Origin of the sequence: Nocardia vermiculata NBRC 100427 (assembly GCF_001613265.1) — a bacterium.
GTDB classification, from domain to species: Bacteria; Actinomycetota; Actinomycetes; order Mycobacteriales; family Mycobacteriaceae; genus Nocardia; species Nocardia vermiculata.
On sequence record NZ_BDCA01000016.1, the window covers coordinates 33,517 to 50,528 of the forward strand.

19 protein-coding genes are annotated in these 17,012 nt (G+C 65.4%); 11 read left to right on the forward strand and 8 right to left on the reverse strand.

The window, feature by feature from the left end; genetic code table 11:
- Window positions 1–3 precede the first annotated feature (3 nt).
- Complete coding sequence (locus tag NV2_RS17470; RefSeq protein ID WP_210749625.1) at window positions 4–864, forward strand: protein kinase family protein; 861 nt, start codon at window positions 4–6, stop codon at window positions 862–864.
- 103 nt (window positions 865–967) lie between these two features.
- The gene (locus NV2_RS17475) at window positions 968–1,735 is read left to right on the forward strand and encodes a class I SAM-dependent methyltransferase (protein WP_245662651.1); all 768 of its coding nucleotides are present in this window, start codon (window positions 968–970) and stop codon (window positions 1,733–1,735) included.
- A 12-nt stretch (window positions 1,736–1,747) separates the two neighbouring features.
- Here the strand turns inward: NV2_RS17475 and NV2_RS17480 are convergent, their stop codons facing one another.
- Complete coding sequence (locus NV2_RS17480) at window positions 1,748–2,455, reverse strand: protein kinase family protein (RefSeq protein ID WP_067875134.1); 708 nt, start codon at window positions 2,453–2,455, stop codon at window positions 1,748–1,750.
- Between the two features lie 167 nt (window positions 2,456–2,622).
- Between NV2_RS17480 and NV2_RS17485 the strand changes: the two genes are divergently transcribed.
- On the forward strand, window positions 2,623–2,868 hold the full coding sequence (locus NV2_RS17485) for a hypothetical protein (protein WP_067875137.1): 246 nt from the start codon (window positions 2,623–2,625) through the stop codon (window positions 2,866–2,868).
- Window positions 2,869–3,049: 181 nt separating this feature from the next.
- On the opposite strand, the gene NV2_RS17490 is transcribed toward NV2_RS17485, so the two are convergent.
- Window positions 3,050–3,964 carry an NAD(P)H-binding protein gene (locus NV2_RS17490; protein ID WP_067875140.1) on the reverse strand — a complete coding sequence of 305 codons (915 nt, stop codon included), beginning with the start codon at window positions 3,962–3,964 and terminating at the stop codon, window positions 3,050–3,052.
- 61 nt (window positions 3,965–4,025) lie between these two features.
- On the opposite strand from NV2_RS17490, the gene NV2_RS17495 reads away from it, so the two are divergent.
- Window positions 4,026–4,727 carry a helix-turn-helix transcriptional regulator gene (locus NV2_RS17495; RefSeq protein WP_067875145.1) on the forward strand — a complete coding sequence of 234 codons (702 nt, stop codon included), beginning with the start codon at window positions 4,026–4,028 and terminating at the stop codon, window positions 4,725–4,727.
- Window positions 4,728–4,734: 7 nt separating this feature from the next.
- Here the strand turns inward: NV2_RS17495 and NV2_RS17500 are convergent, their stop codons facing one another.
- Window positions 4,735–5,877, reverse strand: coding sequence for a macrolide family glycosyltransferase (locus NV2_RS17500; RefSeq protein ID WP_067875147.1), 1,143 nt, complete (start codon window positions 5,875–5,877; stop codon window positions 4,735–4,737).
- Between the two features lie 161 nt (window positions 5,878–6,038).
- On the opposite strand from NV2_RS17500, the gene NV2_RS17505 reads away from it, so the two are divergent.
- Window positions 6,039–7,214 carry a serine hydrolase domain-containing protein gene (locus tag NV2_RS17505; RefSeq protein ID WP_084474953.1) on the forward strand — a complete coding sequence of 392 codons (1,176 nt, stop codon included), beginning with the start codon at window positions 6,039–6,041 and terminating at the stop codon, window positions 7,212–7,214.
- Between the two features lie 14 nt (window positions 7,215–7,228).
- On the opposite strand, the gene NV2_RS17510 is transcribed toward NV2_RS17505, so the two are convergent.
- Together NV2_RS17510 and NV2_RS30915 are read right to left on the reverse strand one after the other, a co-directional pair.
- Window positions 7,229–7,792 carry a dihydrofolate reductase family protein gene (locus NV2_RS17510; RefSeq protein ID WP_067875150.1) on the reverse strand — a complete coding sequence of 188 codons (564 nt, stop codon included), beginning with the start codon at window positions 7,790–7,792 and terminating at the stop codon, window positions 7,229–7,231.
- A 126-nt stretch (window positions 7,793–7,918) separates the two neighbouring features.
- Window positions 7,919–8,305, reverse strand: a complete 387-nt coding sequence (locus NV2_RS30915) for a DUF4143 domain-containing protein (protein ID WP_084474956.1) — start codon at window positions 8,303–8,305, stop codon at window positions 7,919–7,921.
- 177 nt (window positions 8,306–8,482) lie between these two features.
- On the opposite strand from NV2_RS30915, the gene NV2_RS17520 reads away from it, so the two are divergent.
- A complete protein-coding gene (locus NV2_RS17520) occupies window positions 8,483–9,055 on the forward strand; it encodes a TetR/AcrR family transcriptional regulator (RefSeq protein WP_245662652.1) in 573 nt (190 codons plus the stop codon).
- A 34-nt stretch (window positions 9,056–9,089) separates the two neighbouring features.
- Here the strand turns inward: NV2_RS17520 and NV2_RS17525 are convergent, their stop codons facing one another.
- Window positions 9,090–9,944, reverse strand: coding sequence for a class I SAM-dependent methyltransferase (locus tag NV2_RS17525; RefSeq protein ID WP_067875463.1), 855 nt, complete (start codon window positions 9,942–9,944; stop codon window positions 9,090–9,092).
- 243 nt (window positions 9,945–10,187) lie between these two features.
- On the opposite strand from NV2_RS17525, the gene NV2_RS17530 reads away from it, so the two are divergent.
- Entirely contained in the window at window positions 10,188–10,709 is a 522-nt protein-coding gene (locus tag NV2_RS17530; protein WP_067875157.1) for a GNAT family N-acetyltransferase, read from the forward strand.
- 163 nt (window positions 10,710–10,872) lie between these two features.
- On the forward strand, window positions 10,873–11,901 hold the full coding sequence (locus NV2_RS17535) for a glycoside hydrolase family 113 protein (protein WP_067875160.1): 1,029 nt from the start codon (window positions 10,873–10,875) through the stop codon (window positions 11,899–11,901).
- Between the two features lie 115 nt (window positions 11,902–12,016).
- On the opposite strand, the gene NV2_RS17540 is transcribed toward NV2_RS17535, so the two are convergent.
- Both NV2_RS17540 and NV2_RS17545 read right to left on the reverse strand, forming a co-directional pair.
- The gene (locus tag NV2_RS17540; protein WP_281198543.1) at window positions 12,017–13,105 is read right to left on the reverse strand and encodes a sensor histidine kinase; all 1,089 of its coding nucleotides are present in this window, start codon (window positions 13,103–13,105) and stop codon (window positions 12,017–12,019) included.
- 29 nt (window positions 13,106–13,134) lie between these two features.
- On the reverse strand, window positions 13,135–13,800 hold the full coding sequence (locus NV2_RS17545) for a response regulator transcription factor (RefSeq protein WP_067875465.1): 666 nt from the start codon (window positions 13,798–13,800) through the stop codon (window positions 13,135–13,137).
- 114 nt (window positions 13,801–13,914) lie between these two features.
- Here NV2_RS17545 and NV2_RS17550 point away from each other — a divergent pair, with 114 nt between their 5' ends.
- The 3 genes from NV2_RS17550 (at window position 13,915) to NV2_RS17560 (ending at window position 16,796) form a co-directional block, all read left to right on the forward strand.
- Entirely contained in the window at window positions 13,915–14,484 is a 570-nt protein-coding gene (locus NV2_RS17550; protein ID WP_245662653.1) for a D-alanyl-D-alanine carboxypeptidase family protein, read from the forward strand.
- Window positions 14,481–15,860: a hypothetical protein gene (locus tag NV2_RS17555; RefSeq protein WP_067875168.1), complete on the forward strand. Its 1,380-nt coding sequence runs from the start codon at window positions 14,481–14,483 to the stop codon at window positions 15,858–15,860. The genes NV2_RS17550 and NV2_RS17555 overlap by 4 nt, the downstream gene beginning before the upstream one ends.
- A 177-nt stretch (window positions 15,861–16,037) precedes the next feature.
- Window positions 16,038–16,796: an SDR family NAD(P)-dependent oxidoreductase gene (locus NV2_RS17560; RefSeq protein WP_067875170.1), complete on the forward strand. Its 759-nt coding sequence runs from the start codon at window positions 16,038–16,040 to the stop codon at window positions 16,794–16,796.
- Window positions 16,797–17,012 lie beyond the last annotated feature (216 nt).

The window sequence follows — 17,012 nt, forward strand, 5'->3', positions numbered from 1 at the left end:
GTGATGTCCACGGTGAACCTGTTCGAGATGCCGCTGTTCTGCCAGTACGGCGTGGGCCTTATCGGCGGTCCGGGTTTCGGGGCCTGGCGCGAGCTCGCCGGGCACATCATGACGACCGACTGGATGCTCGCGGGCGAATACGAAGGGTTCCCGCTGATGTACCACTGGCGGGTGCTGCCGGACTCGACGCCGCTACCGGACGAGTTGGCGAATATCGATCGTGCCGTTGCCTATTGGGACGGTCGACCGCAGGTGCGGAACCGCATCGAAGCGCTCCGGGACTCTTCGGCGAGCATCGCGTTGTTCCTGGAGTACATCCCGCAGAACCTGCACGAGTGGTTGACCGCTCAGCTCGAGGTGGGCGGCGAGACAGCCGATCGGGCCTGCGTGATGGTGGACCAAGAGCTGGAGATCGGTACCGCGTTCATGAACAGCAGCGGGCTGCTGCATCTCGACGCGCACTTCGGGAACATTCTGACCGACGGTCGGCGCCTCTACTTCGGTGATTACGGCCTTGCGTTGTCCTCCGGGTTCGACCTTTCGTCCGAGGAGTCCGCGTTCTTCGACCGGAACCAGAGCTACGACCGCGGCTACACTGCCACCTACTTCGTGAATTGGCTGATCACCGCACTGTATGGGCTCCGAGGTGAGGAGCGTGCCGCGATGGTTCGCGCCATCACCGAGGGGGAATCTCCGGTGGACATTCCGACGGAAGCCGCCGCGGTCCTTGCCAGGCACGCAACGGTCGCCGCGGTGATGTCCGCATTCATGCAGGCGTTCCAGCAGAAGAGCCGGAACACGCCTTATCCGGACCAGGAGATTCGCCGCTTGCTGAATGGTCGGGCCGTTCCAAGCGTCAGGTGAGCCACGAGTTCTCGAACCCCGAGGAAGGAAGGTGCACCACCGCACGCCTCACTATCCAGTTCTTCGTGACCACCAGCGCCCCACGAGTAGGTAGATTGGCTGTGTGATCGAGCCGCCACGTCGGGCAGCGGCCGCGTCGAACTGGTTCGACCGAGGTGGGCGGGCTTACGCGCGGTTCCGTCCCGAGTATCCCCCGCACCTGTCGACGTTTCTGGCTTCATCGGCGCCGACCACCGACCTGGCCGTCGACGTCGGCTGTGGCAACGGCCAACTCACCACCCAGCTCGCTCCCCATTTCGGCACCACGCTCGGCATCGACCCCAGCGCCGACCAGATCGCGAACACCCAGCACCACGAACGAGTCCGCTACCTGCAGGCCCCTGCAGAGAACCTCCCGGTCCCGGACCACAGTGCGTCGCTGATCACCGCCGCCCAGGCCGCGCACTGGTTCGACCGGCCGGCCTTCTACTCCGAGGTCCGTAGAATCGCGGTCCCCGGAGCCGTGATCGCCCTGATCAGCTACGGCGTGATGCGCCCGGAACCCCTTCTGGCACAACGCTTCGACCACTTCTATCACACCGAGATCGGACCGTACTGGCCGCCGGAACGCGCTCTCGTCGACACCGGATACGCCGAGATCGACTTCCCCTTCGAGGAATTCCCGGCACCACCCATGCAAATCGAGAAGACCTGGACGCTGAACGAGATGCTGGGCTATGTCTCGACCTGGTCGGCAGTCCGCCGCGCCGAACAAGCCGGCGACACCGCGGCCCTGCACGCCTTCGCCACCGATATGACCGAACTGTGGGGCGACCCCACATCACTCCGTCAGGTCAGCTGGCCTGTCGTCATGCGGCTGGGAACCGTGTAACACCACTGCCTTTCACCGCCCGGCGGCAAGTTGTCCCCGGTGACGTGCCACCCACGCGTGCGCGGCGCGAACCATATCCACCGTTCCGGTGTTACGTAGCGCGACCATGGCCGCGTCACCTTCCGCTGCGCCGGATTCGATCCCACGCCGGCAGCGCTCCTGCCACCACAGGATCGTGTCGACGACCGCGTCGCGATCGTCGATACCGTAGGCGTCGCACAGCGATTGCAGCCGGTCTGCCGATGCCCGGACCTCGGCGTCAGGCCCGAGATTCAGGTACTGCCAGCACATGTGCGCGACAGGTGCTACGAGATCCCAGTCGATGAAGGCAATCGGACGGTCCGGAACAGCAGCTGAGTACACGGTGTTCTTCGGCGACAGATCGTTGTGGCAGACCACCTCCTGGTCGCCGGCCAACGGTGTTCCCGCAGTGAGGTCGTGAAACTGGCGCACCAAGCGCGCGAGCAGCGTGAGGCCCTCCAGAGAATGCCCCGGGTGTCCGTGGCTGTCCGCAGGTGTGCACCCGCCGAGGTAGGAGAGCACTTCGCGCCCCTGCCCGTCGATGCCGAGAAACCGCGGTGCGCCCGTCCAGCCCTGTTGTTCGAAGATCACCAGCAGGTGGTGGACAAAATCGTCACGCGGGCCGGGTAGTCGCCGGACGGTCTCACCGACCCGGACAACCTGGTTGATAGATCCTCCGCGCAACGGAATCTCGCTCATGACTCCATGCAGAATAGCCAAAACCTGTCGGTGCCTGCTGGGATACTTCTGGAATGGGGTATGAGGTTGTCCGGGGGACCGGTCGCAGAGGCAAGATCGGTGGGACGTCGGTGCGCGGATACACCCGGTTCCGTGATCGACCCGCGCCCCGGCCACGGAACCGGTCCATGTATTTCCACGGCCACCGCAGCGGATCAGCCGATCCGATCCTGTGGGTCGCCGGACTGGTCGTCGGCGGTGTGGTGGTGGTGTTGGTCGTGCTTGCTGTTACCCATCTCCATCCCTCACCTCGTCCGGACAGCGACACCGCACCGGCGGTCTATGCGCCCACTGCGCCCGCAGCGCCACCGCAGCAGATCCAGCCGACTCAAGCCGCGCCACTGCCGTGCTACCCGTTCCAAGCCGCCTGCTGAGCGCTCTCATCGAGCCGGGTACGCCGAGATCGACTTTCCGACGAATACCGGGCGCCACCACCGGTCATGAAACAGCGGGGCGGCCTGCTCCAGGACATGACGGAAGATCGTGTTGAATGTCTTCACCACGCTCACGCTCGCCGGGGCCGCCTTCGCGGCTTCCTGCGCGATCGAAGTGCCCTTACCGTGGGGCAGTCCGTTGCGTTGCGGAGCAAACCTTGTCGGAGCACAACAGTGGCCTGAGTACGTCGAAGGACCAGCTGCCCAAACTCGTGAGCGTGGTCGTGGTGGCGTCGCGGGGTTGCTCGGGCACGAAGTCGTCGCGCAGCCCGGTCGACATCCCCATAACGGCCTCGACCTGCCGTTCACTCATGCCCGCGGCAGTGAGAACGGCACGCATGTCGTCGTCGCTGATCCGCCGAGCGCGGGCCTGATGCCCGGTGACCTCGGTGACGATGGCCAGGGCGTCGTCCCAGCTGAGGTCTTCGGGTCCGTGCACGGCCTGCACGTGCCGACCCGACCAGTCCGGTCGCAGCAGCCATGTCGTTGCGACCTGGGCGATATCGGCCGGCGCCACCCACGGCATCGGCTGATCGGTGGGCAGCACGATCGGTACCTCCCCGGCATGCAGCTGATCGATCTGCAGCAGCAGGTTGGAGAAGAAGAATCCGCACCGCAGGTGCAACACCGATGCGCCGGAGTCCTCGAGTAGTTGTTCGACCCGGGCAAGTCCGTCGATATCCCCGGCGCCGTAACGGAGTTCGGCTCCGACGCTGCTCTGCAGCACAACTCGACCGACGGCGGACCTGGCCACCGCGGTGGCGATCGAGGCACCGAATCGCTCGTAGTCGGCGATCGGGTCGTCGGAAATCACCGAGGGGATCGTCACGAACAGCGCGTCGACCCCGTGCAGCGACTCTTCGACGGCGGGCTGGTCGGCCAAGTCGACTATCCGGAGGTCGACGCGATCGCGCAGCGCGGGGTCGATGCTCTCGGGTCGATGAGCCAGCACCCGCGGCCTGACGCCGGCACGGATCAAGTTGTGAACGACGTGGCGGCCGACGTTGCCCGATGGTGCGGTGGTGGCGAGTTTCATAACTCCACGCTATCGACAGTTGTGGCCGCTTCACGGCCACAACTCGAGCGATCATGAAGTCATGGAGTCCGATGTCGCCGCGCGTACCCTCCGGCTGTTGATCCTGCTGCAGAGCAGGCCCGAATGGCCGGCGACCGAGCTCGCAGCACGCCTGCAAGTTCCGGCCCGCACGTTGCGCAGGGATCTGCAGCGGCTCACCTCGCTCGGCTACGAGGTGGTGAGCGTCCGTGGGCCCGGCGGGCACTACCGGCTGGCGGCCGGAAAGCGGCTGCCGCCCATGGTTTTCGACGAGGACGAGGTAGTCGCCTTGGTCGCCGGGCTTCGGATGGCCGAAAGTGGCCCCACCGCCGAGGCCGCCGCACGCGCCCTGGTCAAGCTGCGTCGCGTCCTGCCACCCCGCCTCGCGACCCTCGCCGCCGATGTGGCCGGCGCCAGCGAAACCCTGATCCTCGACGACACCGACTCGAGTGATGACGTCCTCGCACCATTGACTGCGGCCGCCGCCGCGGACCTCCGCACCCACTTCTCCTACCTCGACCGCAACGGGATCGGTTCACGGCGGTGCGTGGACTCCGTCCGTTGCCTGTTTTCCCGCGGGCAGTGGTATCTGCTCGCCTACGACCAGGACCGCGACGACTGGCGAGTCTTCCGCGTCGACAGGATCCGTGATGTCGTCGGCGACCGGCCCACCCAGCGGCGGGGTCCTCCTGCCGAAGACCTCGCAGCCTGGATGCGCAGCGACTTCGGAAGACTGCCCTCGTGATAATGAATCACGTTCCGGCGCACAGGCGTTCGATGGCGTCGGCTGCCGCCTCGACCCCGCCGTTGCGCCGAACCTCGTCCTGCAGTGCGCGGGCCCGATCCGCATGCCCCAGTGCGACCTCGACCGCCGCGCGCAGGCTCGCGCCGTCCAACGGTTCGGCCGGCTGCACTCCCGCGCCGATGTCCACGAGCGTCGCCGCGTTGAGGAACTGGTCGACCGCCTGCGGTAATACGACGGTCGGTACCCCGAACCACAGCGACTCCGCCGCACTGCCCATCCCGGCATGTGTCACGAAAACCGATGTGTGCGCCAAGACATCCAGCTGCGGTTGGGTGCGCGCCGCGGTGACGCCGGCGGGGAGCGGGCCGAGCGCGGCCGGGTCGACCTTTCCGGTAGTGAGTACCACTCGATAGTCACTCGCCAGCGCCTCGATGCACAGCCGATACAGATCGAGCCGGTCGGTGTAGGCGGTCCCCAGTGACAGGTACACCAGCGGCCGGTCGTCACCGGGCTCGGGCACCCAGCCCATGGTGCGGTTCGGATCGATGCACGGGCCCGCGAAGACATACCGGTCGGACACTCGATCGGCGTTCGGCTGCAACGCTTTCGGGATGAGTACCACGCACCGATCGGGCTTGCCCAGGAATTCGTCGGCGTCGATGTCCATGTCGTTGTCGGCCAACCAGGAGCGCAGCGTGGCGTAATAATGCTGTCCGCTCGGTGAGGCCTTCAACTGCGCCCGATGCTCCGCCATCTCCTCCTCGATACCCTCCCACGCGACATACGCGGTGGAGAGCTGAACTGCGGGCACACCCCACCGGTGCGCAGCGACCCGGCCCGCCAGCCCGCCGATGTCGAAGAGCACCGCATCCGGCTCGGCGATGCGCTCCAGCATCGGCCCCAGCACCGTCATCGCGTCGTCGAGAAACACCTGCATAGCCGCGCCGGTGTCCTCGGGCCAATGCTCGTCCGCATCCGGCATGATCGACTCGTGGGTGACGACCTCGGCGCCGGTCGCGGCCACCAGTTCGGCAAGCCGATCCCCGACGACATAGCTGACGCGATGCCCGCGCGAGACCAGCTCGGAGATCACGGCGAGACCGGGGTAGACGTGGCTGGGTGCGGTGACACCTGCCATGACGAAATGCATACAGACTGCTCCTTCGAAACGATTGAGCCTCGGGGCAGTATCCGACAGCCCCGCTGCTGGTGTCGATCGATTTTCCGTCGTCGCACGGTGGGGGATATCCCGGTCCGAAATTCAGGGTGATGCCGGATGTGTCCGGCCGGCGCCGAAACTAGCGTTCAGTCGTGACTTCGACTGTCTCACTGCGTCTCGCCGTCGCCCTCGGTGCTGTCGCGCTGCTCGCGGGCGGGGTGACCGCGTGTGCCGAGCCGGCCGATCTCTCCTCCGGAGAGCAGTTGCGCCGCGATGTCGAGGCGATCCATGCCCTCGGTGTCAGCGGTGTGCAAGCCCGCATGATCGGACCCGACGGCCGGCCGACGGTCGCTACCAGCGGTACCGCCGACGTGAACACCGGCAGCCCCGTCGCACCCGACGGCTACTTCCGTATGGCCAGTACATCGAAGACATTTGTCGCGACGGTGATCCTCCAACTGGCAGCAGAGGCCGCGGTGTCCCTGGACGACACGGTCGAGCACTGGCTGCCGGGAGTGGTGCAGGGGAACGGCAACGACGGCAACCGGATCACGATCCGGCACCTGCTTCAGCACACCAGCGGAATCCACGACGACCTGCCCGGGTACACCACGCCGGACGAGTACTACCAGCAGCGCTACGACGTCCACAGCCCCACGGAATTGGTGGCCCGCGCGATGGCCCAGGCACCGGGCTTCGCCCCGGGGGAGGGCTGGGAGTATTCCAACACCGGCTACGTCCTGCTCGACATGATCATCGAGCAGGCCACCGGTCGCCCGGCTCACCAGGAGATCGAAGACCGCATCGTGGTGCCCCTCCACCTCGACCGGACGCGCTGGATGGGCACCTCGCCCGCCCTGCCCACACCACACGCGCGGGCTTACCAATACTTCGGCCCCGATTCCGAAGTGGATGTGACCGACCAGATACCGGTGGACCCGAATCTTTCGTGGGTCACGACCACCCAGGACGAGAACGACTTCTTCCGCGCCTTGCTCGAGGGCCGCCTGCTCCCACCGCAGCAACTGGCCGTGATGAAGCAGACCGTCCCCGTGAGCGAAGAGGTCCAACAGATGTGGCCCGGCGGCCGTTACGGCCTCGGCCTGGTTCAACGACCTCTCGGCTGCGGAGGAAGCTACTGGAGTCACGAGGGTGGGGACGGCGGCTACATCACCCTCAACGGCGTCACCGACGACGGCCGGCGAAGCGTCGTCGTTGCCATGTCCGAGGCACTCGGTGACACCCCGGAGCACGTCCTCGACCAGGAGAACGCAGCCAGTGCTCTGATCGACCACGCACTGTGCGGCGGAGCCCACCGAAACCGCTGATCGTCTCGGCGCGCTCAGCGCCTCGTCTCGTACCTGGCCATGATCACGCCGTCGGGGAATGTCCGCGTCTCCACGAGGTTCAGATTCACCCAGTTGTCCAGCGTGGTGAAGAACGATGTCCCCGCGCCGACCATGACCGGATGGGTGACGATCTGGTACTCGTCGACCAGACCGGCGCGCACCGCCGCACCGGCGAGGGTGGCGCCCGCGATGCCCATCGGCCCGCCGTCCTCCGCCCGGAGCCGGGTGATCTCCGCGACCGCGTCGCCGGTGACGAGACGGGAATTCCAGTCGACCTTGTCGAGCGTCGAGGAGAACACCACCTTCGGGGTGTCCCGCCAGTTCCGTGCGAACTCGACCTCGCCCGGGGTGGCGCCGGGCTGCTCATCGCCTGTCGGCCAGTAGGAACTCATCGTTTCCCACAGCTTCCGGCCGTACAGCATCAACTCGAGCCCCCGGTCCTGTTCGAGCCACCACTGGAACAGTTCATCGCTCGGTTCGCTCCAGCCGATGTCGTCGCCGGGCGCGGCGATATAACCGTCCAGGGTCAGATTCATGCCGTAGGTCAGTTTCCGCATGCCGTCAGCCTTCCGTGAGTCGGTCTCGGGGATACAGACCGACGGGCCACGAGAAATTCATCGGTGCGCGAGGTCGTCGACGGTGGTGTCGGCGCGGGTATCGCCCTGCGCGCCCCGCATCGAGTATCAACGACCCCGAGGATGTGCGTTCCATAGCGCGGCTACCGGGATCGCCCGAAACTTCGGCCCGAACGGCAACGTCTCGGTGCCGGTGTACAGCACATACCCGGCGATCAGGTCTTCGCCGAGCCGTTCGGCCAGGTGCCGTAGACCACGGAAGTCGTCGCCTTTCACCGTGGTTGCGGCTTTGACCTCGATGGCGATCACCTCTCCCCGGTTGTTCTCGATGATGATGTCCACTTCGACGTTGTTTCGCGTGCGATAGTGGAAAATCCGCGCATCCTGCCTCTGGGCAGGCCGAGCGCGCTGCCCGAGCAACGCTTGGTGTACGGCTGAATGCGCGTGCCGGGGAAGGATTCGCCCAATTGGTGAGGAGGAGAATGCCGAGGTCATTACCAAAATATTGCACGGTGCGTGCGTGTTCTGCCGCTGAGCGTGTGCGTGTTCTGCCGCTGAATCTGTGGACTCGTCCGGGGGTCGAGTAAGACAGTTCGATAGACGTTCGGCGCACGAAGCACACCATGACGAGTTTGCAGACGCTTGGTGGTTAGTAACTGATAACTTTCCGTCATGGTTGCGAGGATGAGTGGCGCCGCGCGGCGTGCCCAAGTGCTGGATATCGCGGCGCGGGAGTTCGCGGCGCACGGGTTGCACGGGGCTTCGACCGAGGCGATCGCGCGTGAAGCGGGGATCACGCAGGCGTATGTGTTTCGGATGTTCGGGACGAAGAAGGCGCTGTTTCTGGAGTTGGTGCGTGGAGCATTCGAGCGGCTCAGTGATGCGATGCGTGAGGCGGGGGAAGGGAAGTCCGGTCTGGAGGCGCTGTCGGGGATGGGCGCCCAGTACTTCGATCTGCTCGGTGACCGGACCGGATTGCTGTTGCAGCTCCAGGGTTTCGCCGCGTGCGGGGATCCGGAAGTCAGGGATGCGGTGCGGGCGTGCTTCGCTCGGTTGTGGGACACCGCTCAGGACGGGACCGGGGTGGAACCGCTGACGGTGAAGGCATTCCTCGCATTCGGGATGCTGCTGAACGCGGGTGCCGCGATGGATGTCGAGCAGGTGGACGCGGCATGGGCCGATGGTGTACGCACTCGGATTCACTCCGGACTGTTCGCGCACATCACCGCGGAAACGAACGGCTGACCGGCCGTTTCGTCCCATCGTGCCGTTGAGCCGGTCAGTTGTCGGCGCGGAGGATGCGGCTCGCACGTAGGGCGTGCGGATTTTGCTGCTGGAATTCTGCCGGTCCGTCCAGGTAATGGTCGATCAGTTGCGCGGCCGAGTAGTCGTCGATCACCCTCAGTCCGAGGGTGCGAAGCTGCGCGGATATGTCGGTGGGGGTGAAATAGCTGAACCAGGGCTCGCCGGCCGCGGCAACGCGCGCTTCACGCTCCTGTAGCTGTAGCCGGTCCTCGTCGGTGTCCGCCGGTTGTAGATAGTCGAAGATGACCTCGCTCGGCTGGGCCTGATCGGCGATGTAGTGCAACGTCTTTCGCGCAGCATCCGGAGTCAGGTAGAACACGACTCCGAGCCATACGAACACCGCGGGTTCGGAACGGCTGAGTCCGGCGGATTCCAGTTGTGTTGCCAGTACGTCGGTTTCGAAATCAACGGGAACAAACGTCAGTGATCGCGGGGCTTCGATTCCGGCCTCGGCGAGGCGATTGCGTTTCCACGCCTGGGTGGCAGGATGATCCACTTCGAAGACCCGCAGCTCCGGGTGTGGATTGCGGAAGGCGAAGGTATCCAACCCTGCCCCCAGGATTACGACCTGCCGTACGCCTGAGGCTGCTATCCGGTCTTCGGCGAATCGCGCGCGAGCGGCGAAGAACAACCGGCGCGGCCGATACGTGGTGCCACTACCCGGTCGATCCTCGGTCGGCTCGGTGCCGCCGGCCAGTTCCTCGGCGGTGACACCGATCAGCGATGAGACCACCGGGTCGGTGAGGATGCGCGGTTGGTCGGCGATCTGGTGATACGCGCGGGCATAGGCCGTCGCCAGCGCCGTCCGACTCGGTCCGCCGCGATCCATGCCCTGTTCCTCGTTCGCCATGCCCGCGAGCCTACAGGTTAGTTGTTAGTAACCAGTAACTAGTGGCTCACGCTTCGGCGCCACCGGTCGGTAATGGGTAGTGTCGACGCGCGAGGTTCGCGCAAGTAGGTGCCTGGAGGTTGATGAATATGACTGTGCACAGCTGTGTTCAGAATGTCTTCCTCCGGCCTGTTGCAAGGTAAATGCAGGGCCGGGTCACCTTCGAATGACAAGGACCCGAACGTGTCTCGTATTCTCGCCAATGATCCCACCTGTCTGATCACCGACCGTCTCGCGCTGCGCTCCTGGACCAGGGCGGAAGCCGCAGCTGTGCTCGATGATCACCGGCAGTCCGACTGGGCGGAGGATTTTCCCTCCGAGAACGACAAGGTGATTCCCGCGCTGTTCGCCGACCATCCCGCTTGGCTGGGGGTCTATGGGCAGCGGTTGATCATGGAACGCGCCACCGGGCTGGTGGTCGGCAGCATCGGGCTGTTCTGGCCGCCCGAGGACGGGCAGGTCGAAATCGGTTACGGCGTGGTGACTTCGCGAAGGGGGTTGGGGTATGCGGCGGAAGCGACGCGAGCCCTGACCGAATTCGCCTTGGCTGCACCGGAAGTACGCGCCGTACTCGCCAATGTGGAGTTGGCGAATACCGCCTCGGTGCGGGTGTTGGAGAAGGCCGGATTCGACAAGGTGAGGGAGGAGCGCGGCGCCGAGGGTGAGCGTCTGGCTTGCTATCGCTTTGCGCCCGGCCTGCTGTAGTTGATGACGATGCCGGTCCCTACCAGTGCGGGGCCGGCATCGTCCACCATGTGATGCCCCTTCGGGCCTGTCACCGCGGGATTCGCGTCAATTTATGTTGACATTACTCGATGTGTCAACGTAAATTGACATCGAAGGGGTGGCGCGGAGAGGAGAAGGGTTCGTGCGGCGACGAGGTGTCAACTACGACGTCGGTATCGAGTTCGGGCAGCGCTACCATTCACGCCCGGTGTTCGACCCGGAGGTGACGCGGCGAGAACTGGCAATCATCGGAAAAGATCTGCACTGCAACGCGGTCCGGATCACAGGGACGGATCCGGACCGGTTGTCGGTGGCGGCCGAGCAGGCACTCGATCTCGGGCTGGAGGTCTGGCTGTCGCCCCAGCTGCACGACAGATCTCCCCGGGAGACACTGGACTACATCCTGCGGTGCGCCGAGGTTGCCGAGCGTGCCCGGCAGCGCCGCTCCGCGGTGGTATTCGTGCTGGGGTGTGAGCTGACGTTGTTCATGAAAGGCATTCTGGACAACCACAACTCGATCGAGCGGTTCAGCAGGCCGACCAGATTGTTGGCCACCGTGCTGAAGCTGAAGGTGCTCGGGTCACACAACAATCGATTGAACGCGTTCCTGGCCGAGGCTGCCACTGCGGTCCGTAAGGTTTTCGACGGGCCGATCAGCTATGCGTCGCTGCCGATCGAGGCCGTCGACTGGACCCTGTTCGACATCATCGGCGTCGACCACTACCGCGCGAAGCGAAACCGCACCACCTACGGCCGATCACTGCAGAACCTGTTCGACCACGGCAAACCGGTCGTAGTCACCGAGGTCGGTGTGTGCGCGTACCAGGGCGCCGAAGATAAGGGGCCGCGCGGATTCATGATCGCGGACTTCGCCGTGGACCCACCCCGGTTGAACGGCGACTACGTCCGCGACGAGGCGATGCAGGCCAGGGAGCTGACCGAGATGCTCGGTGAACTCGAGACAGCGGGCGTCGACGGCGCCTTCGTATTCACCTTCGTCACGCCCGCACTTCCACACCGCAAACAATCACGAATGGACCTCGACCTGGCCGGCTACGGCCTGGTGAAAAGCTACGACGACCACAACGGTGAGACCTGTCCCGATCTGCCGTGGCAACCGAAACAGTCTTTCCATGCGGTAGCCGACTACTACGCCCGGAGCGCGCGGTAGTGAGTCCGATGTCGACGGCAGCATGCGCCGGCCGACTCGCGACAAGGCATGACGTGCGGTCGCATGGGGTGACGGGGGAGCGGCCCTGCTGATGCAGTGGCACTCTCCGGCACTATCAGCTGTCGGCATCCGGTGGTGCGGCAGGTAGCTGCACGGTCACCCGGAGTCCGCCGGACGGGCGGGGAGTGAGGGTGAGGGTTCCGTCGTGGGCTGCGGTGATGCTTGCGACGATGGCCAGGCCCAGCCCGGCGCCCGCGTGGTCGGCGTGCACGCGTTCGGTGCCGCGGCGAAATGGCTCGGCGAGCGTGGCGACGGCCTGTGGTGCGAGTTCCTCGCCGGTGTTCTCGACAGTGAGTACCACTGTGCCGGGGTGCGCGCTGGTCGTGACCCATACGGTGCCGTGACCGGGCAGGTTGTGCACGATCGCGTTGTGGATGAGGTTGGTGGCCAACTGCAGCAGGAGGGCGGGCGACCCGGTGGTCGGGGCGATGTCGCCGGCGGTTTCGATGGCGATACCGCGTTTTTCCGCGAGCGGGAGAAGTGTTTCGGCGGCTTCTTCGGCCATGAGGGACAGGTCGACCGGTGCTCGGGGGAAGAGTCGCTGTTCGGCGCGACTCAGCAGGAGTAGTGCCTCGGTGAGGTCGATCGCTCGGGTGTTGACGGTGCGAAGCCGTTCGACGAGTTCACCGGCGCGGTGGTCGGGATCGTTGTGCGCGACCTCTAGGAGTGCCTGGGTGATCGCCAGCGGGGTGCGCAGCTCGTGGGAGGCGTTGGCCGCGAACCGCCGCTGTTCGGCCACATGTGCTTCCAGCTGGGCGAGCATCGTGTCGAAACTGTCGGCGAGTTCACGGAACTCGTCGCTGCGCCCCGGCAGTCGGATTCGCTGGGAAAGCGACCCGTTCGCGGCGGTCCGGGTGGCCTCGGTGATTCGAGTCAGCGGAGCGAGCATGCGGCCCGCGAGAATCCACCCGCCGACCAGGCCGAACACCAACAGGAACCCGAGCACCAGGATTGCCGCCGGGACGAAGACGGCGGAGCCGAAACTGTGCGGGTCGAAGACGCGCCGGAAGTCGGACAGGCCGGGAACGAAGAGAACATTCGACCGTCCTCGCAGGAGGAACACCCACACGGCGCCCAGCAGCAGGACACCCGCGAGCATGAGGAACCCGACGTAGCTGAGGGTCAGTTTGAGGCGAACACTCACACCCGGCGCCCTGTCCACGGCCGTTGCCCTCAGGTTCCGGTGTCGATGCGGTAGCCGACACCGGACACAGTGGCGATGAGCCACGGCTCGCCGAGCCGTTTACGCAGCGCCGAGACGGTGATGCGCACGGCGTTGGTGAACGGGTCGGCGTTCTCGTCCCACGCACGCTCCAACAGCTCTTCGGCGCTGATGACACCACCTTCGGCAGCGACGAGCACTTCGAGTACGGCGAACTGTTTGCGGGTGAGCGCCACATAACGACCGTCGCGGTAGACCTCGCGGCGGAACGGATCCACCCGCAGGCCGGCGATCTCGCGCACCGGGGGCCGGTTGTGGACTCGCCTGCGGTCGAGTGCGCGGAGCCTGAGCGCGAGTTCACGGAGTGCGAACGGCTTGGTGAGATAGTCGTCGGCGCCGATCTCGAAGCCGGAAGCCTTGTCATCGAGCCGGTCGGCCGCGGTGAGCATCAGGATCGGCATACCGCTACCGGATGCGACGATGCGCTGGGCGATCTCGTCGCCCGAGGGGCCGGGGATGTCGCGGTCGAGGACCGCGATGTCGTAGGCGTTGATGCTCAGCAACTCCAGGGCCGTGTCACCGTCGCCGGCGATATCGGCCGCGATCGCTTCCAGGCGCAGCCCATCGCGAATGGCTTCTGCCAGGTAGGGCTCGTCCTCGACGACCAGCACACGCATGCTCTCGATGGTACGAGGCACCACATTTCGTCAGCGTATCGAAAATCGGATACAGGCCGGCAACACCGTGGCGCCTTGACTGGCCCTATGAGTCGAAGAACCGGATTAGCAACAGTGCCTCGCAGGCTGGCCGCGACCGGTCTGCTCGTCGCCACTACCGCGGTCACGCTGGTATATCAGTCGGCGCCGTCGTCGGTGCGCCTGGTCGGTGATGTGCTGCGCGGCGGCCGGGCGGCCCTGCACGAGGGTGAGCTCCCGAGCGGCGTCACAGTGTTCTCGAACGAGTACCCCGGCGTAGCCAACCTGGCACCCGATCTGATCGGGGCCCTGCGCGCCGCGGCGGCCGATGCGGGTGCCGAGGGCATCGAGTTCCGCGTCAACAGTGGCTGGCGCAGTCGGGAGTATCAGAATCGACTGCTTCGCGCGGCGGTCGCCAAGCACGGCTCGACGCAGGCAGCCGCCCGATTCGTCGCGACCGCTGACACGTCCGCGCACGTGACCGGTAATGCGGTCGACCTCGGTTCCGATGCCGCGGCGTGGCTGTCCGCACACGGCGCCGCATACGGACTGTGCCAGATCTATCGCAACGAGCCTTGGCACTACGAACTGCGCCCCGAGGCGATCGAGCGTGGTTGTCCTGCCATGTATCCCGACCCGGCACACGACCCCAGGATGTGGCAGTGACGACGACGGCGGCGGAGACCATCCAGACCATCCCCATCGAAAGAATCGAGCCGGTTCGGTATCCGCGATGGAACCCATTCACCCGCATCGCGTTCCGGTTCTGTTTCCTGTATTTCGGCTTGTTCTGTGCACTGACTCCGCCGATCGTGTTCGACCTGACCGGCCCGATCGGCCGCCGACTGGGCCACGACGTCCAGTTCTGGCACATCCGGAAACTGCAGCCCGTGCTGAACTGGGTGGGCCGGGAGGTCTTCGGTACCGAGGTACAGCTGTATCCGACCGGAGTCGGCGACCAGGCGATCTTCTGGGTGCTGCTGTTCTGCATCTTGGTCGTGGCGGTGGCCGGGACCGCAGTGTGGTCGGTACTGGACCGGCGCCGTACGCACTATCGCACCCTGGCGGGCTGGTATCTCGTCGCCATCCGGATACTGCTGGCCGGCCAGCTGTTGAGTTTCGGCTTCGTGAAAGCGATTCCGACGCAGATGCCCGAGCCATCGCTGACCACGCTGCTCACCCGGTACGGCGATCTCACTCCGATGGCCGTGCTGTGGTCGCAGGTAGGGGTGTCCAGGCCGTACGAAATATTGCTCGGCGCAGCGGAAATCACCGCGGCGATCCTGCTGCTGATACCGCGTACCGCCCTCCTCGGCGCGATGCTGGCGCTGATCGACACCTTGCAGGTCGTCGTCCTGAACATGACCTTCGATGTGCCGGAGAAGATCTCGTCCACGCATCTGCTGTTCATGTCGATGCTGTTGTTGGCGCCCGAGACACAGCGGCTGCTGAGAATGCTGCTGTTCGACCGCACCACCGCGCCGTCCACCGCGCCGTATCCTTTCCGCACCACAGCATCTCGCCGGATCGCCGCGCTGCTGCAGGTCGCGCTCGCCGTCTGGATGACGGTGGCACTCGTGCACAGCGGTTGGCACGCCTGGCGTTCCGGCGGGCCCGACCGGCCCAAGCCGCCGCTGTACGGCATCTGGTCGGTGTCGCAATACCTCCGCGACGGACTACCGGTGCCACCGCTGGCCACAGACGAAACTCGCTGGAAAACAGTAGTGTTCGACTACCCGCGGACCCTCACCTATCAGCGGATGGACGGGACCCTGGCGAGCGCTCCCGTCGATGTGGACACCACGTCTCATCGGATCCGGCTGCTCGAGGGCGCGCCGCGGTCCCGGCCGATGGCGCCATCCGATCACACCCGGAACCCTTCGGGTTCACTCGTCTTCCAGCAACCCGCACCGGACGAAGCCGTACTCACCGGAGAGCTGGACGGCCACCAGGTCACGCTCACGCTCGACCGGATCGACCCGGACAGCTTCCCGCAACGAAGTGCCGGGTTCCGCTGGGTGCAGAACCGTCCGAACTTCTGACCGGGCCCGCACCTGCGCGTGCAGCGTTCGGTGATCCATAGGTGTCGGTGGACGGCCGGTTCCTGGCGAGCGGGACGTTCCCCATTACGCGAGTGTTCGCAGAATAGCCTGACATCGAAACGCTGTGACGACTTCCGGTGACCGTGAGTTACCGTACCTGAGCGCAAGGATGGACCCATGGAATATGCAGGAAAATCAGTGCTGATCACCGGTGCTGCTTCGGGAATCGGATACGCCACGGCGGAATTGTTCGCCCGGGCAGGTGCCGATATCGTCGCCGCTGATATCAATGAAGACGCACTGCTGACGGCTACGCGCACGTTGGGATCCGAAGCGCGGGGGCAAGTCTTCGGCGTGCCGTGCGATACCGCGGACCCGGATTCCTGCGCGCAGCTCGTCGCACGCGCGGTGGATCATCTCGGCAAGCTGGATATCGTCTGCAATATCGCCGGTGTCCTCGGCAACGGGGCCACCGAGGATCTCCCCGATCAGACGTGGCAGAAAGTACTGGCAGTAAACCTCGACGGCCCGTTCTACATCAGCAAACGCGTGATCCCCCACCTTCTCGAAACCCGGGGCAGCATCGTGAATGTGGCCTCCGCGGCCGGCCTGGTCGGGGTCCCTTACGGCGCTGCCTACAGCGCGTCCAAAGCAGGTGTCATCGGCTTGACCAAGGCCCTCGCGGCCGAGTACGCGCGCCGTGGTGTCCGCGTGAACGCGGTATGTCCCGGGCATGTCCTGACCCCGATGACGGCCGGAGGAGGCGGGTTCGGCCCCGACGTCGATACCGACCTGCTCGGCCGCCTCTCCCCGCTGACAGGTAAGGGCTCCGAACCAGGGGAGATCGCGGCGGCGATCGCCTTCCTGTCCGCCGACACTGCCCGCAATACGACAGGGGCAGTTCTGACCATCGACGGTGGTCAGACGGCAATCTGAGCCCTTTCACGTGCCTGACCACCCAGAGCTGGTGTTCAATCGCCGGGTGACCGTGCCGCGTAGACGATTACCCGTTCCGGTGAGATGGCCGGCAGCAGCCTTGGCGGCATCCCCCACGGCATCGTCGAGTCGTCCGAAAACCCGAGCCAGTCCCGCGAACACAGCCCGAACCTACTGTCGGGCCGGTAGCGGAGCAGACCGAAGCATCGTGTTCCT